Genomic DNA, 22067 nt, shown 5'->3' on the forward strand with positions numbered 1-22067 from the left:
TGTGTACAGCTTTTTCGTCAAATATCTTTCAGAAATTCTCACTATTACTGGTTTTAGATGTTAGAATATACTTAGCAGAAATACTGGCAAGAGGGTGAAAGTAATGGAATGGATTGTTGCATTAATAATTGGGGTAATTGTCTTCATAAGTTATTTCATGTGGCGAAACCAGAGAGTGAAGCGATATCGAAAAAACGCAAAGAGACTGCTTCCTAGTAGTTATGAACTGAAATGGAATCCGCAGATCTTTGAAGGGATTCGCGAAAATAAAGCGAACGCTTCTTCAGACTCTGCTAATATGTTTGAGTCAACACAACCTATGCGAACCGTAGATGAGCTTAATCAAATGGATAAAGATTATATTGAATCCATCGAATTCGCTTTTGTATCAGAAGTGGAAAAAGTTGATATGTTAATGAACTATATAAGTGATAAGTATCATAACAGTTTACAAATAGATCAGCTAGAAAATTGGATTGGTTACTTTGAAATCAAAGATATTCGTCTTGTTGCTTTAGAAATACTTGAACGCATGTACGATCAAGTAAGTGTAAAAGACCAAGATCTTTCCAAAGACATAACCGTTTATGTTAATGGGGAAAGGTGGTTGCTTGAGAAGGACCAACATGGTTCGAAACTTGCTCAGTTATTGTTAAAAGGTGTTCCAGAATACAATGAAGTAGAGGAGACGGAATCAGAAACAGAAACGAAACCTCATGAAGTAGAGGACACTAGTAATAAAACTCGTGATAAGTGGAAAGGTTTTTTCCAGAAAGCAGTAGGAAAAATGAAAAAATCGTTTAAATCAAAACCATCAACGGACCAAGCGTTACATCCTAATCAACATGCGTTATCAAAAGTAGTAAAGCAATCTGAATCCATGGAAGCTTTATATATACAAATAGAACAAGAATTAAGGGATCATGTTTATAGGTTCAATGAGCAATTAAATGAGTCTTTTATCCAGTTACAATCGAGTTATCAGCTTCGTTTCGAAGAAGAAAAGTCAAGCATTTACGATAGACAACACGAACTTGTGGAAAAAACAATTCATTTACTAAAGGATTTAGAAGGTAAATTTAAAGATCTTGAATCCCAGTTAGACCGCGATTATCAGACTGGTTATGTAAAGCAATCTTTATTTCCTAGCTACAGGGATGTATTATATCAAGAAGCAAAGAGTTGGTTCACAAAGAAACATCGCACTATATGGGACTTACAAGAGCAATTTTCTTTTCAACCTGCTAATAATCGCTATGAAATAGAGCTACAGTATAAACAAATTATGAGTTTTTATAGTAATTATATGGTTGATTCACCAGAAATAAAAGATCAGTTACAATCCATCTTAAATGCGATCTATGAAACGGATCAATTAAGGAATAATCTTAAAAAAGAATTATACGCTCAAGTATTAGAAACAGAAAAGAAATTAAGCGAAGAAATTTATCAATCGTATCAAGAAATTCAGGCTCAGAAACAACAACTAAATAAGTTGTTAGATGAAGAACAAAGAGCATTTGAAGGTAATTATCATGAGTAAATTATTATTTATCTTTGTTTTTGCATTCATATTACTTGCGGGTTGCCAAGATGAAGGGGAAGAAAGGGATTCTTCTGATGTTACTTTCGAAGAAGGGTTAACAGATTTCCATTATGAGGAATCCGAAGCCATGGACCAATATTTCGGTTGGTGGTCTAATTATAAGAATGAAAATGAGCCATATGAAATTATGGAAATATCTACAACTGATGAAAACGAGTATAAAGTTCAATATGATTTAATTGATTCGAGAGGGGATCGAGTTGAATCTTTAATTGGAGATTTAAGAATAGAAGAAGAAGGATTAGGAGTATTTGAATATAATTCTGACCGATTCGGATCTTCTGGAAAGGTAGAACTCCATTTAGAAGAAGCAGGGATTAGACTAGTTAAAGAGTCCTTTATAGAAGGAAATGACAATCGAATAGAGGAAACCACTTTCGAGCAGAAAGTAGAAAGACCAGAGTAGCGACATGTGAGAGCATGTCGCTTTTTTAAATAATATAAATTAGTTAATTCTTATTATTTTTTCTTTTATACGAGTCCGCCAGAATTATTGCAAGCGTAATGATTACTAAAAACAGCGCAATAATAAACGTAAGCAGACTTCCGTTCCAACGATGGACAACTGCCATTAGTGCAGTGAAAAAAATTAGAACTCCCATCCATATATTTTTAGACATAGACATACCCCTTTATTTTTGTAAATAAGCAATGCCATCTGGATGAATGCCAACTTCGATCCTAGAAACTTCTTTTAAAGTAGACATATCTAGTACTGAAATGTCATTCGTTTTGTTATTAGCAACATATGCTTGGGTACCTTTAGAATTAAATACAATTCCACCAGCCCAGCGACCTACAGGAATACGTTTAATCTCCCAAGGACGTGTTTGGTTATTTACATATTGATCGGTTTGGATGACAGATACGTCATGTGAGTGACGATTTGCTATGAGCGCATATTTCCCGTCTGGAGAAAATACTAATCGAACAGGAAGGTCACCTATGCGTCTTTTAAATAGAGTTTCATAATTCTCTTGATCAATGACATAGAGTGTATTATCTTCTTGGTTTGCTACATAAATATGCTTCCCATCTGGATGGACAGCTAATCCTTCAGGGCCTCTTCCTACAGGGAAGTGAGTGACAACTTTCTCTTTCTCCACATCAAATTCAGTCACATTATGGCTACCAATATTAGGGATGTAAACAGTTTTTCCGTTTGGAGAAAAAGCAATCATATGCGAATGATTCTGGTGGGTTGGTATGATTTTTTCAATTTCATCCGTTTCGGTATTTATAATGAAAATTTTGCTACTAAAAGTAGAAGCAAGATAAAGTTTCTTTCCATCTTTGGTTAGATCCACGCCATGAGGAAATTCAAATTCAGGGTGTTCGATTGTGTTAGTAATTTCAAATGTCTCAATATCTAATACATCTAGCTTATTTCCTAATGAACATGCAATATACGCTTTTTTGTTATCTTTCGTAACAATGACTTCATGGGGATTATGAGATGTTGCAATTGTTTTAATTGTTTTTTCTTGAGCTAAGTCAACAATAGAAATCGTATCTTCATCTTTGTTTAATACAATCAAATAATTTTCCATAAATTCAATCCTCCTAATAATGTATCTCAGAATCATTTTAACATTTTGAAAAATTAAACGATAACATTACGGTTCGGCTTTCGAAGCATTTGCCACGGATGTAAATGGGATGATAAGTATCCGTTTAAATTATGTGCTCTAAAATACCAAAAGATCTGAGCAGCAATATCACGCTCAGATCTTTTGGTATTTTATTTGTGTTTAAGTTGCCCATTCATCATTGACTAAAGCAACGAGACGATAACTACCATCTTCGGATTCTTCAAAAACAACATAGAGGCTATTCCATTCAAAATCTGATTCACCTGCCACATAGAATTCAATTACTTCTGGTTCTGTAAAAAATTCCTCTAGATTATTTTCCATTGTACCTCGACTTTCAAAATCATTATAAGTTATTTCATCGGCATTATGATAGTCACGTTGATAAATGTGTTCTTGGATAAACTCAGCTGGAGTAAGTTCAATTGGGAAGCCACTCCCATCCTCAACTCCCCATTCGTACACCGTGTCATCTACATTAAAATCTCGAACTTCTTCAGCACTGAAAACTAAATCGTCGTCAGATAGGTTTACATAAGGGGAGAAGAGTAGTCCTTGTTGTTCATGGACAAAACCTGCTAATACTTCGAAATCTTCTTCAGCAAGAGCTTGAATGACCTCATTAGCCTGCTCTTGGACAATTGTTTGTGTGTCTTGATCTCCCATGTCATCCGTCGTTGAACTTTCTGCGCCATCTTCTCTAGCGGGATCATTAGACTCAGATTCTTCATCTGCGTCTTCAGAAAAGTCACCATCACTCGATTCCGTCTGGCTGTCAGAACTCTCTTCTTGGGATTCTTCTGTTGTAATATTTTGATCATGAGACTCTTCGAAGTTATAATCATCTCCTATATTCAAAAAGAAAATGAAGCCAATTAAGAATACAGCAGCAGCACTAGATAAACCGATTGCAACTTGTCTGAACTTGCGAACCTTTTGTTCCCTTTTGTCCATTTTGTTTGCAGTATGCATTAAATTCTGGTGAATTTCTTGAGCCTTTTGAGTATTCATTTCTTTCTTAGGGAACTCTTTTAATTTATTTTCTAAATCTTCCTCATGATAGTTACTCATCTTGCTTTCCTCCTTGAGCTTCTTTTAATGCCTTCAGAGCTCTGGAATAAGTTGTACGAACTTTTTGATTCGACCAGTTTAATACACTTGCAGTTTCATCTACTGATAGATCTTGAATGGCACGTAACATAATAACTTCTTGGTAACTTTTCTTTAATGTGCATATTAGATTATATAATTCTTGTTTTTCTTCATCTTTTTGAAAAATTGATTCCGGTGTGTCGATATGTCCGATTTCATAATGGTCATCTATCGGTACAGCTTGATCCGCTGCTTTACGTTTTCGTTTTCTGGCTTCATCAATCGCCACATTTCTGGCAATACTAAATAGCCATGTTTTTGGACTTGATTTTCCATCAAAGCGTTTTATCCCTTTAAGTGCTTTGATAAATACTTCTTGCACAAGGTCTTCTGGGTCGTTTCTCCCTGTATAATATATTAAGAAATTATATACATCATGGTTATACTGTTTGTACCAGTCGGAAATGATTTTGGTTCTAGACATGTCTTATTTCCTCCGCAACGAATATTCATTAAGTAGACGAAGACCTTAAAAATATGTGTCACTAATTAAGTTACCTTTCCATATGTAAGAGTAAACGTAAAGATAGAAACATTATAAAATAAAAAAGTTCGCAGGGGGGATCTGCAAACTCCATTGTTTTATTTAATAATCTTTCGCCTTATCAATAATAGCAAATTGGTATTGGAAATCAGCTTCATTTTCGTTAAATAACTGTTTACCGAATATCTTCACGTCTTTTTCATGATCGTCATAATTTAATTTTATTTCACAATCATTTGATGGGTCACCTTTAATCAAACGTTGATTATGGAAATATAACTCATCCTGACTATCTTTTGTTACAAAGTGGCTAAAGGGTCTGCCGTTAATTTCATCAGCGGCCAATAAGTCTACAGCAGTTTGATTGTGGTCCTTGATTTTAAAGTCTTTATCTAAAATTAAATAGGCAATTGGTGATTCATAGAAAATATTTTCGTACCTTTCTTTCATAGAAATTAAGTTCGTGATATATTGCTTTAACTCATCATTTTGCATTTTCAGTTCTTCATGATACGTAGAAAGCTTCGCAATTAGTTCTTTCTTCGTACTGTTTTCATGATCTTTTTGTTCTTCTTCTTTTAGTAATTCCTCGACAACCTGATCAATATTATCCATCTGTCCCTCTCCCTTAAACGTGATGTTAAATTAATCTTTATAATCATTAATATTCATTACTGTACCTACTAACCTCGTAGGTCGCTGATTTTTGTCTAGATCAATTGCCTCTCCTTGGTTGCTATACCAAACGAAATGACCATCTTCATGCTGAAGGCGGTAGTTGATATCAATCATAGTTGCTTCTCCTTTAATACATTGATTAAAAGAAGTAGTAAACTGATCGACATCTTCTGGATGAATGATTTCTTTAATTTCATCGATGCCAAGTGGTTGATTTTTCTTTAAGCCGAGCACTTCTGCATGATTAACAGAGAATTCAAGTTGATCTTCTTGAATATTGTATTCCCACCAAACCATCTGATTAATCCTCATTGCTTGAGATAATTTATCTTTTCCTTCTTTTGCTTTTTCACGTTCATCTTTTAAGGAAGAGATATCAACAAATGTAACGATTACTCCTTCTACGGAATAATACTCGGTTCGATAAGGACGGATCCTTACTAACCAGAACCTGTCATCGGTACTACGTATTTCTTTTTCCACTTCTACAAGCTCTTCCAGGACCTTGTGAATATCCTGAGATAGATCAGGGTATCGCTTCATTACAGTAATGTGAGAAATAGGCCTTCCCATATCTGAATCCATTACATTTGTGATTTCGGTAATTACAGGAGTGATTTTTCGGATCTTCAATTTACTATCTAAATAAAGGGCGCCAACTTCCGTATTTTTCAGTAAATTGTATAAATCATTGTTGGCTTTTGTTAATTCATCTATTTTATCTTGATATTCGCTGTTTACTGTATATAACTCTTCATTGACAGATTGTAATTCTTGATTCGTACTTTGAAGTTCTTCATTTGAAGCAGTTAATTCCTCATTAGAAGATTGTAACTCTTCATTAGAAGTCTCTAGCTCTTCTACAGTAGCTTGCAAACCTTCTCTAGCTGACTGAAGTTCAGATTCTAGATATTTTACACGTTCTCTCATTTCTTCAGACATATCCACTTCATCGGAATCATTGGAAAATTCAGCAGCATCTTCTTCTTCAAAACTTACTAGATAGTAATCCTGTTTATACACATTAATTATATTTCCTTTGAGGGTTAAAGACTTACCGGCTTTATTGTGAGGTGCAGCATTACTTATCTTCACCTCATCTTTTTCTTGTTTTAATCGTCTTAGTACGTTATTAACAAATAAAGTTAGTTCACGAGTCATGTTTGTGTTGAAATTATTTGAAAACTGGCCTGGTTGAGTAGCTAGATAAGGAGACATGTTATTAATCACATGAATAATTTGATCATTTTTATCGATTAGTAAAGAAGGTGGGAGGAGTTCTGAAACAGCTTCAGATAATAATTTCTCCAATTTAACAGATTGTTCATCTAACTGTGGCTCTTCTTTTTTATCAATACTCTTTTTATCTCCAATTAAATTTGGTGTACTTATTTTAGGTTGGAAACCTTCTTTATATTTATATATTTTCCACTTTTGATCTACTACCTCGTATGCTTCAGACATTTCACCTAGGGACTCACTGCTACCTAAAAAGAGAAAGCCGCTTGGATTTAATGAATAATAAAACTTTGAGAGGACCGTACGCTGGTAATCATTCTTTAAATAGATGAATAGATTACGACAGGTCAACAAGTCAAGTCTTGAAAAAGGAGGGTCATTTAAAATGTTATGTTTAGCAAACACGACCATTTTTCTAATAGAACTCGAAACTTGATATCCATCTTCTTTTTTTACAAAATATTTGCTTATGAGATGGGGTTCTATATCTGAAATCACACTTTCTGGATAAAACCCTTGGCCCGCAACAGCTAACGCACGGTCATCTACATCTGTAGCAAAAAGTTTAATATCGGCTTTTATACCGTTTTTTTCCATATATTCACGAAACATAATAGCTAAGGAATACACTTCTTCTCCTGTTGAACAACCAGCAGACCAAACTCGAATTTGATCCTTAGTATAATCTATATTCGGTAGGACGTTTTTTTCTAGACTTTCATATGCTTCTTGATCTCTAAAAAAGCTAGTTACGCCAATAAATAACTCTCGCTTTAGAATATCTTTTTCCTTATTAGAATTAGATAAGTATTCTACATATTCGTTCACACTCTGAAGGTGATTAATTTTAACTCTACGATGAACCCTTCGCATGAGAGTTGTTTCTTTGTAATTTTGAAAGTCTATATCACAGTAATTTTTCATGATGATACTTATTCTTGTTAGCACATCCATACTATCTTCATTGTCTAAATCTTGTTGTTGTTCTGGTTTAATAGGGTGTTTGATGAAATTTAAAAGTTCTTCTCCCATTTGTTGTGGAGGAAGAATATAATCTACCAAACCTGTTGCAATAGCGCTTTTTGGCATTCCGTCAAATTTTGCAGTAGATTCATCCTCTGACATCACCATGCCGCCTGCTTCTTTTATAGCACGTACTCCGAGCGTCCCATCGCTTCCAGTGCCGGATAGTACGATTCCGATAGAATTTTTTTCTTGATCCTTCGCCAATGAACGAAAAAATAAATCGATCGGAAGGTTTAAATGTTTTTGTTCGTCTTGTTCAGATAAATATAACTTATGATTTTTTAATTCCAGATTCTTACGAGGGGGAATTAAATAAATCGTATTCGGAGCAGTTTCCATTCCGTCTTCTGCTACATGAATCTGCATATTTGTATCCCGACTTAAAAGTTCATCCATATGACTTTTGAAATCTGGGGACAAATGTTGAACGATAATGAAAGTAAGCCCTGACTCTTCAGACATTGATTTAAAGAATGCTTCTAAAGACTCAAGCCCCCCGGCAGAAGCTCCAATACCTACATAATATTGTTCACCTTGATTTTTCAAATATTCCACCTCTTCATCCACACTTTCCTTTCATTCTACAAGAGTTAGACTTAAATAGAAATATAAAAGGACAAACCGTCTAAAAAAACTACATATAAAATTAGTAGAGAGGTCTTACTTCATTTATACCCCTCATTATTGATAAAATATGAAATAGAGAAATGGAGGTATTTATATGGAAGGTTTAAAAGGTATTCACCACGTAACAGCAATTACAAGTAGTGCTGAAAAAAACTATGAATTTTTCACTTATGTATTAGGTATGCGTCTAGTTAAAAAAACAGTGAATCAAGATGATATTCAAACTTATCACTTATTTTTTGCAGATGACGAAGGGAACCCAGGCACAGATATGACATTCTTTGATTTCCCTGGTATTCCTAAAGGACAACATGGAACAAATGAAATTTACCGAACGGCATTTCGAGTACCATCCGATGAAGCGTTAACATACTGGGAAGACCGGTTTGAGCGCATGGAAGTAAAACATTTTGGGGTGGAGGAGCAGTTTGGCAAGAAAGTAATCAATTTTGTTGATTTTGATGAACAACAATATCAATTGATTTCAGACGAAAACAATATTGGTGTGAAGGCGGGTAAGCCATGGCAGGGAGGCCCTGTCCCAGAAGAATTTGCAATTGTGGGGCTAGGTCCTCTGCATATTCGCATTGCAGACTTTGATAATTTTAAACAAGTTTTAGAGAAAGTTTACGTATTTACTGAAATAGATCATAAGGATTCAAATCATCTTTTTGAAGTTGGAGAAGGTGGAAATGGTGCTCAAATTATTGTAGAACACAATAAATTATTACCTAGCGGCTCACAAGGGTATGGTACCGTTCACCACGCTGCATTTCGCGTATCAGATGAACAACAATTAAAGAACTGGTTAAATCGCTATGAACAAATTGGACTTCCTAACTCAGGAGTTGTAGATCGATTTTTCTTTCAATCTTTATATGCTAGAGTTGGAGCAGGAATTTTGTTTGAATTAGCCACAGACGGCCCAGGATTTATGGGAGATGAGCCGTATGAAACACTTGGAGAAAGTCTTTCTTTACCACCATTCCTTGAAGAACAAAGAGAACAAATTGAGAAGAAGGTTCGTGCAATCGACACAGTAAGAAGTACAAAAGATTTAACTCAATATAGGTAACAGAGAAGGCGCTTCTGCAATTATGTAGAAGCGCCTTTTTATAGTAGTAAAAGTATAAGAATCTATTTTATCCATCTTGCAAATTGAGTTAATACGAATGCGCTTAACACAATAACCATTGCCCAGGCAGTATAGAAAATGGAAGTATAATCTACTCTTTCAACAGCAATACCGATAAACGCCCAAATAAATACGAGGGGATAGATAATGTCTTTTTTGGAAATAGTGAACCAGACAGCTAGACTTGTTGCTAGGAATATCAAAATAATCGTCGTTATGATAGATGATGTCCCGAAAAATTCAAGCCCATAAGATGCAAATACAACACCTACATTTACAATTGTAGCAACAGAAACCCATCCTAAGTAAACAGAAAAAGGTATTTGCCACGCTCTTGGAGTGGTTTGTTTTTGTAATTTACGATAGATCACGATTAAACTAAATAATAATAAAATCATTACCAGCAAAGAAGTTGAAAAATATTCAAAATGAAATGCAAAAAGCCAGCTAACATTGAATAGACAGCTAATGATGAACCATGGTCCTACCGTTTGAATGACGTTACTCGCATTTATACTTACAAATTGTCCTATCATCCATACAATTAATAAAAAGTAAATAATGCCCCATATGGAAAACACATATCCAGCTGGAGTGAATAAGACATTTAATCGATCAGAAATATCTCCTGCAGTCTGCCCGTTTAAAGGTAAGGAGTTTGATAAATAGTTAATAAATAATACAATAAGTAAAGCAAATACATTGAAAATAGCTAATTTTTGAGTTGATTGCATTACTTTCACCTCTTTGTCATTATATTACCTTATATTAATAAAACGAACATGATCTTCTGTTGAATTTATCATGAAAGGAGGATCTTTATGAGTCAATACGTTGTCATTGGGGCAGGGGTTCTAGGGGCCTCTACAGCTTATCAATTAAGTAAAAAAGGTGTCGATGTAACATTAATAGATCAGTTTCACTTTGGAGAAGCGACTCGTGCTGCAGCTGGGATTATTAGTCCTTGGTTATCTCAAAAAAATAACCCAGAAGTGTATTCGATTCTTCAAAAAGGAGCAGCTTACTATGAAGATTTACAACAAGAGTTACATCAAATAGGAATAAACGACATTGGATATAGAAAAGTTAGTTCCATACACTTACATAAAGATGAAAGTAAGTTATCTAAAATGATTACAGATGTTAAAGGGCGGAGAGAAGAAGCTCCTGAAATTGGTGAGGTGAATGTCTTAACTGGAAAGGATGTACAAGAAACAATTCCTTTTATGAGCGATCGAATGGGCGCAGTACAAGTGGAAGGAGGAGGGCGTGTTCATGGTGAGACATTGAAAGACAGTCTTATTAGAGCAGCTAAAATGAATGGTGCAACCGTAAGACAAGGAGAGGCAATTCTGAATGGAGAACATCAACTCTATGTTAATGGAGCTCCCGTGGAATACCATAAACTCATTGTTACAAATGGGGCATGGATTCATCAGTTAATAAAAAAAGATGTTCTTCCTTTTGAAATCACTTCTACAAAAACTCAAATCGTTTATTTGCAAGGAAAAGACCACCTCTCAGGTGAATGGCCAGTTATTATGCTACCTAATAATAAATATATTGTCGGATTTGATAATGGAAGGATTGCAATCGGTGCGGAGCATTTACCTAATAATGACTTTGAGCCACAACTATCAGCTGGAAGTGTATTAGATTTATTAAAAATTATATTTAAGTTTGCCCCAGGTTTAAAAGAAGCAAAGTGGATAGACACACGCGTCGGATTTCGACCTTCTTCTAGTTTAAATGAACCAGTACTGCAAGTTCTACCATCAAATCCAAATATTATTATTGGTAATGGTTTAGGTTCTTCAGGAATGACTAGTGGCCCGTATTTAGGATTAAAACTAGCTGAAATGGCCCTGTATCAGTAAAATTAATGATTGATAAGTTACTTACTTATAGTAATTGTGTGACAGTTGTAATAAATAAGTGCTTATTTGTAACCTTTGTAAAACACGCTTAAATTCACTGTAACCACAACCCCCTTCTTTCTGTGTTACGCTATGCTTGGCATAAATAAAAAGGAGGGAATGCCGGATGAAAAAATCAATCACATCACTTGTAGCAGGCGTTCTAATAGCCGGCGCAGGTGCAACTTACCAGACTGCAGCAGCAGAGGATTATCAAGTACAATCAGGAGACACGCTGTGGGGCATCTCTGAAGAGTTCAGTACTTCAGTAAGTGAACTGAAGGAAAAGAACGAACTAGACTCAAACTTAATTTTACCAGGACAAGTTCTAACAATAGATGAAGCAAAAGAAGTTCATGAAGTTAAATCAGGAGATACTTTATGGGCGATCGCAAATGAATACGGTGTTTCTGTAGATGAATTAATGGGATGGAATAGCTTAAATTCTGACCTAATTATCGTCGGACAAGAATTAGCAGTTAATGCTGCTAACGCAGAGCAACCAGCTCAATCATCAAATGAGCAAGCTACAGAACAAAACCAAGCTAGCGAATCAAACTCTAGTAATCAATCAGAGTCAAGTGAACAAGCTAGCCAATCAGAATCTAGCGAACAATCGAACGAACAAGCTAGTCAATCTGAATCTAGCGAACAATCAAACGAGTCTAACGAAAGCACACAGCAAGCAAGCAACGAAACTTCAAATTCTGAAGAACCAGCAGGGGAAACATTCACTGTAACAGCAACTGCTTACACTGCAGAATGTGAAGGTTGTTCAGGAATCACAGCTAATGGAACTGACTTAAGAAATGACCGCAACGCAAAAGTAATTGCAGTTGATCCAAATGTTATTCCATTGGGCACGAAAGTTTACGTTGAAGGTTATGGCGAAGCAATCGCTGCAGATACTGGTGGAGCAATTAAAGGTAACAAGATTGATTTACACGTACCAACTACAGAAGAAGCATTCAGCTGGGGCGTACGTGACGTACAAATTACAATCTTAGATTAATTCAATTATAAATTGAATAAAAATTTAATAAGAACTAGGGAACCCCGGCTAAGATAGTATAATCTAGCTGGGGTTTTTCTTATACATAAATTTGTAAAAGTAGATTATGATGTGATGAATGGATTTTTGGTATACTAAAGAAAAGAAACAGTTAGGAGGAGCACACTATGGCGAAAAAGAAAAGAAAGAATGACAGTGCTCTCTTAATTGTGCTTGTTTTGCTCGCTGCATTTACTGTAATTACGTACATTACGGTTTCCTTTGGCGGGTTAGGGTCAAGTATATATAAAAACAATTCATTCTCCATTGCTGATGATCAAATTCCAGCTGAGTTTATTCCAATATATAAAGCAGCTGAAGAAGAGTTTGAGGTGGATTGGAAATTATTAGCCGCTATTCATAAGAAAGAGACAAAATTTTCAACGATGGATACATTAGTTAGCCCGGTTGGAGCAGAAGGGCATTTACAATTCATGCCCTGTACATGGACAGGCTGGAGTCATCCAAGCTGTAGTGGATTAGGAGATGGTAGTATTGAGGAAGAAACGAAAATAAGTCCAGACGCGATATCCCGCTACGGTGGTTATGGAATTGATGCTAATGGTGACGGAATAGCTGATCCCTATGATATAGAAGATGCAGTGTTTAGTGCTGCGAATTATTTAGAACAGAATGGCGCGGGGCGTGGACATATTCAAAGTGCTGTATATGCATATAATCGTGCTAATTGGTATGTTGATGATGTTATTGAACTCTATGAAGGGTACCAAGAAGGGTATCAGGAAATAGAAGTAGATGAGTCCCATATGATTGCTGTCAGTATAAAAACCTTTATTAAATAAAAATGATAAATGAACGCTGAAAAACTCCAATAAGTTATAGGAGTTTTCCAGCGTTTTTTATATAAATTCAAACATAGTAATGAGTAACTTATGGTAAACTATAAAAAGGTTAGAATTTTCTAAAAATTTAAAAGGAGGATAAGAGAATGAATGAAAAGGAGATGAACCAACATGGAGACCCTTTATTAGCTCCACCTAAAAAAGAGATGTGGGCTTGGGGAATGGGAAGCTTTGGAACATTTACAATATGGACGCTGATAGGCTCATTTCTTACATATTATTATACAGATGTCGTTGGACTAGCAGCTGGAGCAGTTGGGACTTTAATGTTAGTTGCAAGGTTATTAGATGGCATTACAGACCTTGGGATGGGTTCTTTTGTTGATAAAACAAAATCAAAGTATGGCAGTGCAAGACCTTGGCTACTATGGATGAGTATTCCGCTTGGATTAGCAACCGTGTTGTTATTTTCAGTACCTGATCTTGGTGATTCGAGTAAGCTAGCCTATGCGTATGTAACCTACATATTATTTATTTTAATTTATACATCTGTAACTATTCCTCATAAAACACTCATGGGGTTAATGACACAAGATCAACATAGTCGATCAGTTACGAACATTTACGCACAAATTCTTATATTGACTGGAACGCTATTAACTATGGTATTAACAGAGCCTCTTGCTCAAATCATAGGGTGGACGTTTGTGGCTTGCATTTATGGAGTTATAGTTATCATAGCTTTATTTATAACATTTACCAAAGTAAAAGAAAGGGCAGCTCAATCTTCTTTTCATGGAGAGAATAAAGTTCCTGCAAGTGTTGGTTTTAAAGCATTACTGAAAAACAAATACTGGTTGATGATTACATTGTTTTGTGTTGTATCTTATGCAATTATGGCTTTAATTCAAGGTGCCGGGATTTATTATGCAAGTTGGATTATTGGTGACTCTTCGGTATTTTCATTCATTGGGGCAGCGTTAATTTTACCAATGATTTTAGGGTTGTTTTTTCTAGCACCATTAGTAAAACGATTTGGAAAAAGAAATATTATTATAACTGGTTCCGTCATTTTAATTTTAGGCCAATTTGTTCGGTTAATCGATACAAATGACTTAACAATCTTTCTAATTGGAACCGCTTTTGTTGGAATTGGATACATGCCTACCATTGCATTTGTCTTTGCTTTAACAAATGAAACAATTGAATACGGACAATATAAAACGGGGGTAAGAACACCTGGAATAATTAATAGTGGAACGAGCTTTGGAATGAAAGTAGGTACAGGAATTGGCATGGCCTTAATCGGATGGTTATTAGCCCTTGGAGGGTATGTTGGAAGTGCAGATACACAGCCAACCCTTGCCCTTGATATGATCTTAGTTTTAAATATTTATGTACCAATCGGTTTAGCGGTGGTTCAAATTTTGATCATGCTATTCTACCGACTTGATAGAGAGTATGAAGAAGTTTTGGCCTATTTGCACAAACAATAAAATAGAAGATAAACGAAAATTTTAATCTTAAAATTAGGCATGTTCTGAACTCTTTAACCATAGGAATGTAAAAATGACTTTATTTTAAATTGGTTTTAAATTCGGAGGGGATTCGAATGAGGAGTACATCAAGTGTCGCTATTTTAATCATGAGCGGGATTGCACTTGCCTTTATTATAAGCTTAACGATACAAGTGATTGGGTTTAATAATATGGTTTCTGGTATTCTTTCCTTCATAATTATAGGGGGCAGTGTTTATTTCATAAGAGAATTTATACTTAGAATAAGTCGTTTTCCTACTCGAAAAATACCATCAGGTGCCTATCTTGTATTTTTTGCTTCCTTTTTTGTAAGTGCTGTGATGATTAATTTTGTATTGTGATTAAAAGTAAAGTATGACTAATAGCTTCGCTCACATTTGAGGCGACGCTATTTTTAAACGATCTTTACCTATGCTATAGAAACTAAAATGGATTTGTCGCCCACTGTAATGATTGTTTAATGAAAATACGTTGGTTTAATTTTAGTTGGGCCACCATATATTCAGCTAAATCTTCCGCCTGCATAAATTTATCAGCGTTTTTTTCTTCTAATTGATCACCGAAAGCTAGTTCTGTAGCAACCAGGCTTGGATTCATCGTGAACACTCGGATGTTATAAGGTCTAACTTCTTGCATGAGTGCCTCTGACATGCCTTGTACAGCAAATTTAGATGCACTATAGGAAGAAGCACCTGCAGTAGCTTTTAGTCCGTTACTAGATGAAATGTTAATAATATCCCCTTTGTCTTTCTTAATCATATCAGGTAATACGGTGCGCGTTACGTGAAACATTCCAAACACGTTGACATCGAAGGTTTTTTTCCATTCTTCAGGATCTGCGTCAACTAAATTTCCTTTTGATCCTACGCCAGCATTATTTATTAGTATATCAGCAGGTCCTAAATTTGATTTTAAATTGGCTATACCATTTTCAACAGATTGAAGGTCGGAAACATCAACCGATGCGTAACTTACTTGCACCCCTAATGATTTTATTTCTTCTGCGACTTTCTTTAATTTTTCTTCGGTTCTAGCGATTAACCCTACATGTGCACCTTCTTTTGCAAGTTCCATTGCTGTTGCTTTTCCAATTCCTTGGCTTGCACCAGTTATATAAGCTATTTTACCTTTTAAAGATTGAGCCATGATTTCATCTCCTTTTATATGAATCTACTTTTTAAGTTTAGAAAAGGTCACCTTGAATTACAAACGATGTGATTTGTGGATAGAAACTACTATTGGGAGTTTTAAAGAAACCCACAAAAAGAAACCGGTAACCTTTTTTATTGTAAAAGGTTACCGGTGATTTACATGAATTACATTAAAATTATTCTTCTAACCATTCATTAATTAAGTCTTCATTCTCTTCTACCCATTCACGTGCACCGTCAATAGGCTCTTCTGTGTCTTCAACAGCAGCCATTAGTTCCCCGATCTGTTCATCATCCATCTTCCAGTTCTTCAACCATTGATCCAGTTCAGGGAAATCATCTTCAAACCCTTGCCGTGTTGCATGGTGAATTTTTTCCACTCCACCAAACGATTCTTTAGGATCATCCAAGTATTTCAAGTCATGTTCAGCAAAGATGCTGTGTGGGTTCCAAAGAGGAGCTACAATTGGCTCTTCATTGGCAACTGCTTGATTAATTGCTGAAATCATTGCAGGTTCAGAACTTGGAACTAATTCTAATTCCAGTTCATACTCTTCGATCATGTCTTCAGCTACTTCCATAGTACCTGCACCAGAATCAAACCCAGTAATTTGTCCATCAAATTTATCCGCGTGTTCATTCAAGTCTTCAATGCTATTAACATCTTCCATATATTCTGGAACGACTAAACCAACTTTTGCATTGTCATACCATGTTTCATCAGAGAAATTAATATCGTCTTCATACTCTTCTAAGTAGTTCGCATCTTGAACTGGTAACCATACTTCAAGGCTTGCATCTAACTCATCATTCGCAACTGCAGCCATAGTAGGTCCCATGTCTAATAGTGTTAAAGTGACATCAAAACCGCGTTCTTCTAAGATGATTTTCCACATGTTCGTTACTGCGATATTTTCCGCCCAATTAATCTGACCAATTTCAATTTCTTTCACTTCATCTGAATCTGTTGCTTCTGTTTCTTCCGTTTCTTCACCTGTTTCGCTATCATCATTTTCTTCTGTAGATTCTCCGTTATCATCTCCGCATGCAACTAGCACTAGAATAAGCGCAAGTCCAATGAGAAATAATGCTGACTTTTTTAAATTCATGAAATACCCCTTTTGAAGTTTTTTTATTTTGTTGGGGGCTTAGGTAAGAATTCAAAAATCTCTTCACTTCGAATACTTTTAACCAAATCCTCCAACCAGTGATAGTACGTTTTAGAGTTTTCGAGCATGTCATAATGCTCTTGTGCTTCCTTACGAATAGATTCTGAAACAGCATCATCTGAAATGATTGCTTTCAATTCTTTTTCAGATTGTTTAATTGCTTCTAAGTTCATTTTCACTTCGCGGTCCCACATTTGGCAGTAAAATGCCATGAAGGAATGGAAAAAATCCTTTTCAGCCATGTACGTATGCTTACGTGAACCACGTTTATACGTTTTTTTGACCATCTCGATCTCTTGAAGTTTACGAATACTAGTACTCATACTTGGCTTACTCATGCCAAGTATTTCACGCATTTCATCTAAGGTCATTTCACCTTCAAAATACATAGTTGCGTAAAGGTTACCGGCACTCGGCGTCACCCCGTATAAATCCATTGTTTCAGAAATAGCTCCAATCACCTGATCTTTCGCTTTTTCCATTCTTTCTAAAGCTTGATTGTCCTTGTTCATTGCCACCCTTCTTTCTGAGAATTTAAAACGTTAAATTTTTTCTTTACAAACTTAATGTTAACGTTTCAAATTTATTTGTCAAATCTAAATCCAATTATAAAAAGTTATATAAATACTATATAATGAAGTAATAACAAATGATAGATTTAACTTTGACAAAATTTTTTCTGAGTGATACATTAGATTTATTCAAAACGTTAAATTTTTTCTTAACAAAATTAATAAGAAGCGGAGGGATTTAGTTTGGATATAAAAAAGCAAAAGCAATATATTGATGGGAAATGGGTGAATTCCTTCTCTAATGAAACTAGAGAGATTATTAATCCTTTTAATCAAGAAGTAATCGCAATTGCTGCAGAAGGAAATGAAAAAGATGCTCAAGCCGCGATTAATGCAGCAAGGAAAGCATTTGATCAAGGCGACTGGTCAACCACACCAGCAACTGAGCGTGGTCAAATCGTTCATAAAGTCGCAGATTATATTGAAAGAGATAGAGAAGAACTAGCTCAACTTGAGTCATTAGATACAGGTAAAACAGTAGAAGAAAGTCGTGGAGACATGGACGATATTGCTAGTGTCTTTCGTTATTTTGCGGAAATGGCTGATAAAAATGGGGGAGAGCTGATTGATTCTCCAATTCCAAATTCAATAAGCAAAGTTGTTCATGAACCTGTGGGTGTGTGTGGGCAAATAACACCTTGGAACTATCCACTATTACAAGCTTCTTGGAAATTAGCTCCCGCTTTAGTTACAGGTAATACTCTAATTATTAAACCAAGTGAAATTACACCACTTACTCATGTGAAAGTCTTTGAATTAATGGAAGAAGCAGGAGTGCCAGCAGGTGTTGCTAATCTAGTGCTTGGCGCAGGAGCTACTGTCGGTGCAGAACTTTCTAGTAATACCGATGTCGATTTAATTTCATTTACAGGTGGAATTGAAACGGGCAAAAAGATTATGCAAGCTGCAAGTGTCAACGTTAAAAAACTAGCCTTAGAATTGGGTGGCAAGAATCCGAATGTGGTTTTTGCTGACGCTGACTTTGAAACAGCTGTAGATCAAGCAATGAACGCCGTATTTTTCCATGCAGGACAAATCTGTTCAGCTGGTACGCGTTTAATCATTGAAGAAAGTATTCATGATGAATTTGTTGAGAAGTTAGTTGGACGTGTGAAAAACATTAAAATGGGTGACGGTTTTGATGACTCTACACAAATGGGACCAGTAATTTCTCAAGATCACTTAGATAAAATTGTTGCATATGTAGACCAAGGTATAAAGGAAGGTGCAAAGGTAGAAGTAGGAGCAAAACGACCGGATGCACCAGAACTTCAAAACGGCTTCTTTTATGAACCAACTATTCTAACTGGTTGTACAAGTGATATGACGGTTGTGCAGGAAGAAGGTTTCGGACCAGTTATAACAGTTGAAAAATTTTCAACTGAAGAAGAAGCAATTAGACTTGCAAATGATTCTATTTATGGACTAGCTGGCGGCGTTTGGACTCAGGACATCGCAAAAGCAGAACGTTGTGTAGCTAAGATGCGTATGGGTACAGTTTGGATCAATGAATTTAACTTATATTTCCCACATGCACCATGGGGCGGTTTCAAACAGTCTGGTATAGGAAGAGAATTAGGGAAGTTAGGTATTGAAGAATATCAAGAAACGAAACATGTTTTTCAGAACCTTCGTCCAGAGCCATTAAATTGGTTCTAGAAAACGGAGCATTTATTAAAGAGTATAATCCCCTTATACAATAAAGTACCCAGGTTATTATTTAACCTGGGTCCTATTTAATAATAATTATTTATTAACTTGCTGATCAGCAATATCCCCAACAAAAGGGAGTTTGGTTCGCTTACCTTGATAAGCCCAATACATTAGTAGAATCCACAAAATAAATGATAGCGGAGATAGAAGTAGAGATAATAACCAGCCTATTAATGGAATCATACTTAATACGACGCTAATGATCAGCAATACCGCTGATATAAAAATCGACTGAAAAGCATGAAATCTAACAAAGTGATTTTCTTTTTCGATAACTAGAAAAATGATGCCAGTAATAAATCCTAGTAAATAAGTTAATGCCCCAGCAACATTCTCCGTTAGACCGGTTGAACTATTCTTGTTTACATGTTCCTTTTCATTATTTTCCAATGCAAATCCCTCCAATAAAATGACGTATTGTTACATTAAAAATGGAAAGAATAAGCCTTATTCATTAGTTGTTGCCATTATTATATCTCTTTTATCAGAATATTGCAAAAATATTATTTTATAAAAAGACCGCCGGGACCAAATGGCCGAGGCGGTCTAGTGGGGTTTGGCACCCAGTGACTCCGATTGGATTTGAACCAACGACCCCTTGCCTGTCAAGCAAGTGCTCTCCCGCTGAGCTACGGAGTCATATGAGAATTCAATTTAAATTATCGACAAATAATAATATAATGGCTTATACTTAAAATGTCAATCTATTTTTAGTTCGGAGGTTGAGCGATGTTAGCAAAAGTATTATCTTATTTATTGATTGGATTGCTGTTAATTGTTGCTGTTGCATTAGTGTTCCCAGCATATTTAACATATTTATGGTTAGTATTTGGAATCGCATTCGTTGGAGTCAGCGGATATTTGGCTTTTATTTATGGCAAGCGTACGTTATTGATTTTGAAAGAAGAAAGAAAATAATATTAGAATGTGCAACTACGAATATGAGAAATGCCCTATTTTGCAATAGGGCATTTTTATATTTCATCATTAAGCGGTGCGGCTCCATACAAGCAATATTTACTCCTCAGGTAGTTGTTGCCACTCCGTGAGAGAAATGCCACTTACAACTATTTTTTGACCTTCTAGTAATTCAATTTCACTAGAAGAAGAGCTATATTCCCCACCAAGGACTTCGAACAAAAAATCAGAGTCGTTTTTATCAAGAATTTTCACATAACCAATCTGGCTTGCTGATGTACTAAATTGATAGTTGCCAGGCTCAATATGAACTCCCACTTCCCACACTCCTGCTGTTAGAACATTTTCTACTTCGGGTTCAGCGGCAGCAGGAAGAATGGATACTTGATCAAAACCATCCACTCGCACTGTATGGTCTGAAGCGAGATCGACTGTTAATGAATTCACTCCGTATGCGCTCCCTACGACTTCATCTACAATAACATCATTTTCTTCGTCTGTTATTAACACATTTCCAGATCCTTGTCCGGTAATCGTATAACGTCCTTGGGAGACAGAAAGTTCGTCGAATACACCCCCTATTGAAGAATGAGCTTCGTCCGTAGTTTCGTTAGCGGAATAACTAGGTTCATATAAATGATCACTCAAGTGTTGGAGTTGACTAGCTTTTTCATCGCCAATGATTTCAAAGTTTTGTTGGTATAACACTTTTGCGTCAGTATTTTCTGAGCAACTACTTAGTAATAGAAGGCCTAAAGGTAAGATGAAGAAGTAAAAATATTTCAAAATGAAAACTCCTTAGATTTAGATCTCATAGTGTTTTTCGTAATATTCTAACGTTCCAATTGAACCAATTGTCATTTGTTTACTTTGAAAGGCTAGCATTCGTTCAATCCATGTAAGTTGATCTGAAATGCTCATCTGATGGAGCGGGATACAAAGTAAATAACTAGATATAAACTCGTGCTCACTAGGAAGATTGTAATAATCCTGTATTTGTTCATAATCTTGGGTGGTTATTGGTACTTTCAAATAAGTCATCTCTGAATTATTGGGATGAAGCTCATCAATAATGCCCCCATCTTTCAAAAAGATGACGCGGTCTGCATAAAGGTCTAAATTTTCAAGTAGGTGGGACGCGACAAAGATTAGCTTATTTTCTGATTTTAATTCATTCAGGATAGTAGATATTAATGAAACATTCGAAACATCTAGACCGTTCATTACTTCATCCATTAATAAAATTTTCGAGTCTGCTGCAACCATCATTGCGAAGCACAAACGTTGCCGCATACCTAAAGAATAGGTTTTTACCTTGTTTTTTGCATAGCTTTCCATTTTTAATGATTGAATGATCTTATTCGGTTTTTTTGAACCTTTCCACATCTGTTTATATAGTTTTATATGGTCAACACCGTTTAATTCTTCAAACAAATCACTTTGGTCAGGAAAAGTAGTGAGCTGTTGATGTATTTTCAACTGAGCTTTCTCCGAGCTGTAGGTATAGTTTTCATCTACAATGATATCGCCACTATTCGGTTTTGTATAATTTGCAATCACGTTAAATAAAGTTGTTTTACCTGTTCCATTGGGAGCTGCTAAACCAATTATTTTCCCTTGTTCAGCTGTGAAGGAAACGCGGTCAAGAACTTTGTTTTTATTGAATGCAACACTTATATCTTTTATTTCAAGCATAT

General features: G+C 35.6%; 22 protein-coding genes and 1 tRNA gene. 10 read left to right on the forward strand and 13 right to left on the reverse strand.

The features are described 5' to 3' along the window. The first annotated feature begins 103 nt into the window (after positions 1 to 103). Together G532_RS0100290 and G532_RS0100295 are read left to right on the forward strand one after the other, a co-directional pair. On the forward strand, positions 104 to 1543 hold the full coding sequence (locus tag G532_RS0100290) for a DUF4381 domain-containing protein (protein ID WP_027962972.1): 1440 nt from the start codon (positions 104 to 106) through the stop codon (positions 1541 to 1543). Continuing rightward, positions 1536 to 2012 carry a hypothetical protein gene (locus tag G532_RS0100295; protein WP_027962973.1) on the forward strand — a complete coding sequence of 159 codons (477 nt, stop codon included), beginning with the start codon at positions 1536 to 1538 and terminating at the stop codon, positions 2010 to 2012. Before G532_RS0100290 ends, G532_RS0100295 begins: the two co-directional genes overlap by 8 nt. Positions 2013 to 2238: 226 nt before the next feature. Here G532_RS0100295 and G532_RS0100305 read toward each other — a convergent pair whose 3' ends face one another. The 5 genes from G532_RS0100305 to G532_RS0100325 all read right to left on the reverse strand — a co-directional run bounded on the left by G532_RS0100305 (position 2239) and on the right by G532_RS0100325 (position 8323). Continuing rightward, the gene (locus G532_RS0100305) at positions 2239 to 3156 is read right to left on the reverse strand and encodes a YncE family protein (protein WP_027962974.1); all 918 of its coding nucleotides are present in this window, start codon (positions 3154 to 3156) and stop codon (positions 2239 to 2241) included. A gap of 201 nt (positions 3157 to 3357) precedes the next feature. Then, positions 3358 to 4269 carry a hypothetical protein gene (locus tag G532_RS15530; protein WP_027962975.1) on the reverse strand — a complete coding sequence of 304 codons (912 nt, stop codon included), beginning with the start codon at positions 4267 to 4269 and terminating at the stop codon, positions 3358 to 3360. Continuing rightward, positions 4262 to 4774 carry an RNA polymerase sigma factor gene (locus G532_RS0100315; protein ID WP_027962976.1) on the reverse strand — a complete coding sequence of 171 codons (513 nt, stop codon included), beginning with the start codon at positions 4772 to 4774 and terminating at the stop codon, positions 4262 to 4264. Before G532_RS0100315 ends, G532_RS15530 begins: the two co-directional genes overlap by 8 nt. A gap of 162 nt (positions 4775 to 4936) precedes the next feature. Beyond that, a complete protein-coding gene (locus G532_RS0100320; RefSeq protein WP_027962977.1) occupies positions 4937 to 5449 on the reverse strand; it encodes a PAS domain S-box protein in 513 nt (170 codons plus the stop codon). A 30-nt stretch (positions 5450 to 5479) separates the two neighbouring features. Beyond that, positions 5480 to 8323, reverse strand: coding sequence for a chemotaxis protein CheB (locus G532_RS0100325; RefSeq protein ID WP_027962978.1), 2844 nt, complete (start codon positions 8321 to 8323; stop codon positions 5480 to 5482). Positions 8324 to 8498: 175 nt separating this feature from the next. On the opposite strand from G532_RS0100325, the gene G532_RS0100330 reads away from it, so the two are divergent. Next, entirely contained in the window at positions 8499 to 9479 is a 981-nt protein-coding gene (locus G532_RS0100330; RefSeq protein ID WP_027962979.1) for a ring-cleaving dioxygenase, read from the forward strand. A 62-nt stretch (positions 9480 to 9541) separates the two neighbouring features. Here the strand turns inward: G532_RS0100330 and G532_RS0100335 are convergent, their stop codons facing one another. After that, positions 9542 to 10273: a TspO/MBR family protein gene (locus G532_RS0100335; RefSeq protein WP_051188997.1), complete on the reverse strand. Its 732-nt coding sequence runs from the start codon at positions 10271 to 10273 to the stop codon at positions 9542 to 9544. 87 nt (positions 10274 to 10360) lie between these two features. Between G532_RS0100335 and G532_RS14485 the strand changes: the two genes are divergently transcribed. The 5 genes from G532_RS14485 to G532_RS0100360 all read left to right on the forward strand — a co-directional run bounded on the left by G532_RS14485 (position 10361) and on the right by G532_RS0100360 (position 15188). Further along, positions 10361 to 11416, forward strand: coding sequence for an NAD(P)/FAD-dependent oxidoreductase (locus G532_RS14485; protein WP_035512380.1), 1056 nt, complete (start codon positions 10361 to 10363; stop codon positions 11414 to 11416). Between the two features lie 166 nt (positions 11417 to 11582). Further along, a complete protein-coding gene (locus tag G532_RS0100345) occupies positions 11583 to 12467 on the forward strand; it encodes a 3D domain-containing protein (RefSeq protein ID WP_027962981.1) in 885 nt (294 codons plus the stop codon). Between the two features lie 167 nt (positions 12468 to 12634). Next, entirely contained in the window at positions 12635 to 13309 is a 675-nt protein-coding gene (locus G532_RS14490; RefSeq protein ID WP_051188998.1) for a lytic transglycosylase domain-containing protein, read from the forward strand. Between the two features lie 146 nt (positions 13310 to 13455). After that, entirely contained in the window at positions 13456 to 14805 is a 1350-nt protein-coding gene (locus tag G532_RS0100355; RefSeq protein WP_027962982.1) for an MFS transporter, read from the forward strand. Between the two features lie 116 nt (positions 14806 to 14921). Further along, positions 14922 to 15188 (forward strand): hypothetical protein, encoded by a 267-nt coding sequence (locus tag G532_RS0100360; protein ID WP_027962983.1) that lies wholly within the window; start codon positions 14922 to 14924, stop codon positions 15186 to 15188. Positions 15189 to 15270: 82 nt separating this feature from the next. Here G532_RS0100360 and G532_RS0100365 read toward each other — a convergent pair whose 3' ends face one another. From G532_RS0100365 to cudC, 3 genes are all read right to left on the reverse strand, one after another. After that, positions 15271 to 15993 carry a 3-ketoacyl-ACP reductase gene (locus G532_RS0100365; RefSeq protein WP_027962984.1) on the reverse strand — a complete coding sequence of 241 codons (723 nt, stop codon included), beginning with the start codon at positions 15991 to 15993 and terminating at the stop codon, positions 15271 to 15273. Positions 15994 to 16174: 181 nt separating this feature from the next. Then, on the reverse strand, positions 16175 to 17107 hold the full coding sequence (locus tag G532_RS0100370; protein ID WP_027962985.1) for a glycine betaine ABC transporter substrate-binding protein: 933 nt from the start codon (positions 17105 to 17107) through the stop codon (positions 16175 to 16177). Between the two features lie 23 nt (positions 17108 to 17130). Next, positions 17131 to 17679, reverse strand: a complete 549-nt coding sequence (cudC, locus tag G532_RS0100375; RefSeq protein ID WP_035512335.1) for a choline uptake/conversion transcriptional regulator CudC — start codon at positions 17677 to 17679, stop codon at positions 17131 to 17133. 243 nt (positions 17680 to 17922) lie between these two features. Here cudC and betB point away from each other — a divergent pair, with 243 nt between their 5' ends. After that, on the forward strand, positions 17923 to 19398 hold the full coding sequence (gene betB / locus G532_RS0100380) for a betaine-aldehyde dehydrogenase (protein ID WP_027962987.1): 1476 nt from the start codon (positions 17923 to 17925) through the stop codon (positions 19396 to 19398). Between the two features lie 87 nt (positions 19399 to 19485). On the opposite strand, the gene G532_RS0100385 is transcribed toward betB, so the two are convergent. Continuing rightward, positions 19486 to 19842 carry a DUF4870 domain-containing protein gene (locus G532_RS0100385; RefSeq protein WP_027962988.1) on the reverse strand — a complete coding sequence of 119 codons (357 nt, stop codon included), beginning with the start codon at positions 19840 to 19842 and terminating at the stop codon, positions 19486 to 19488. A gap of 177 nt (positions 19843 to 20019) precedes the next feature. Beyond that, positions 20020 to 20091, reverse strand: a tRNA-Val gene (locus G532_RS0100390). Positions 20092 to 20181: 90 nt separating this feature from the next. On the opposite strand from G532_RS0100390, the gene G532_RS0100395 reads away from it, so the two are divergent. Next, a complete protein-coding gene (locus G532_RS0100395) occupies positions 20182 to 20370 on the forward strand; it encodes a hypothetical protein (RefSeq protein WP_027962989.1) in 189 nt (62 codons plus the stop codon). Between the two features lie 99 nt (positions 20371 to 20469). Here the strand turns inward: G532_RS0100395 and G532_RS0100400 are convergent, their stop codons facing one another. Together G532_RS0100400 and G532_RS0100405 are read right to left on the reverse strand one after the other, a co-directional pair. Beyond that, on the reverse strand, positions 20470 to 21156 hold the full coding sequence (locus G532_RS0100400) for a hypothetical protein (protein WP_027962990.1): 687 nt from the start codon (positions 21154 to 21156) through the stop codon (positions 20470 to 20472). A gap of 18 nt (positions 21157 to 21174) precedes the next feature. Continuing rightward, positions 21175 to 22065, reverse strand: coding sequence for an ATP-binding cassette domain-containing protein (locus G532_RS0100405; protein WP_027962991.1), 891 nt, complete (start codon positions 22063 to 22065; stop codon positions 21175 to 21177). Positions 22066 to 22067 lie beyond the last annotated feature (2 nt).

Source organism: Halalkalibacillus halophilus DSM 18494 (assembly GCF_000423105.1).
GTDB classification, from domain to species: Bacteria; Bacillota; Bacilli; order Bacillales; family Alkalibacillaceae; genus Halalkalibacillus; species Halalkalibacillus halophilus.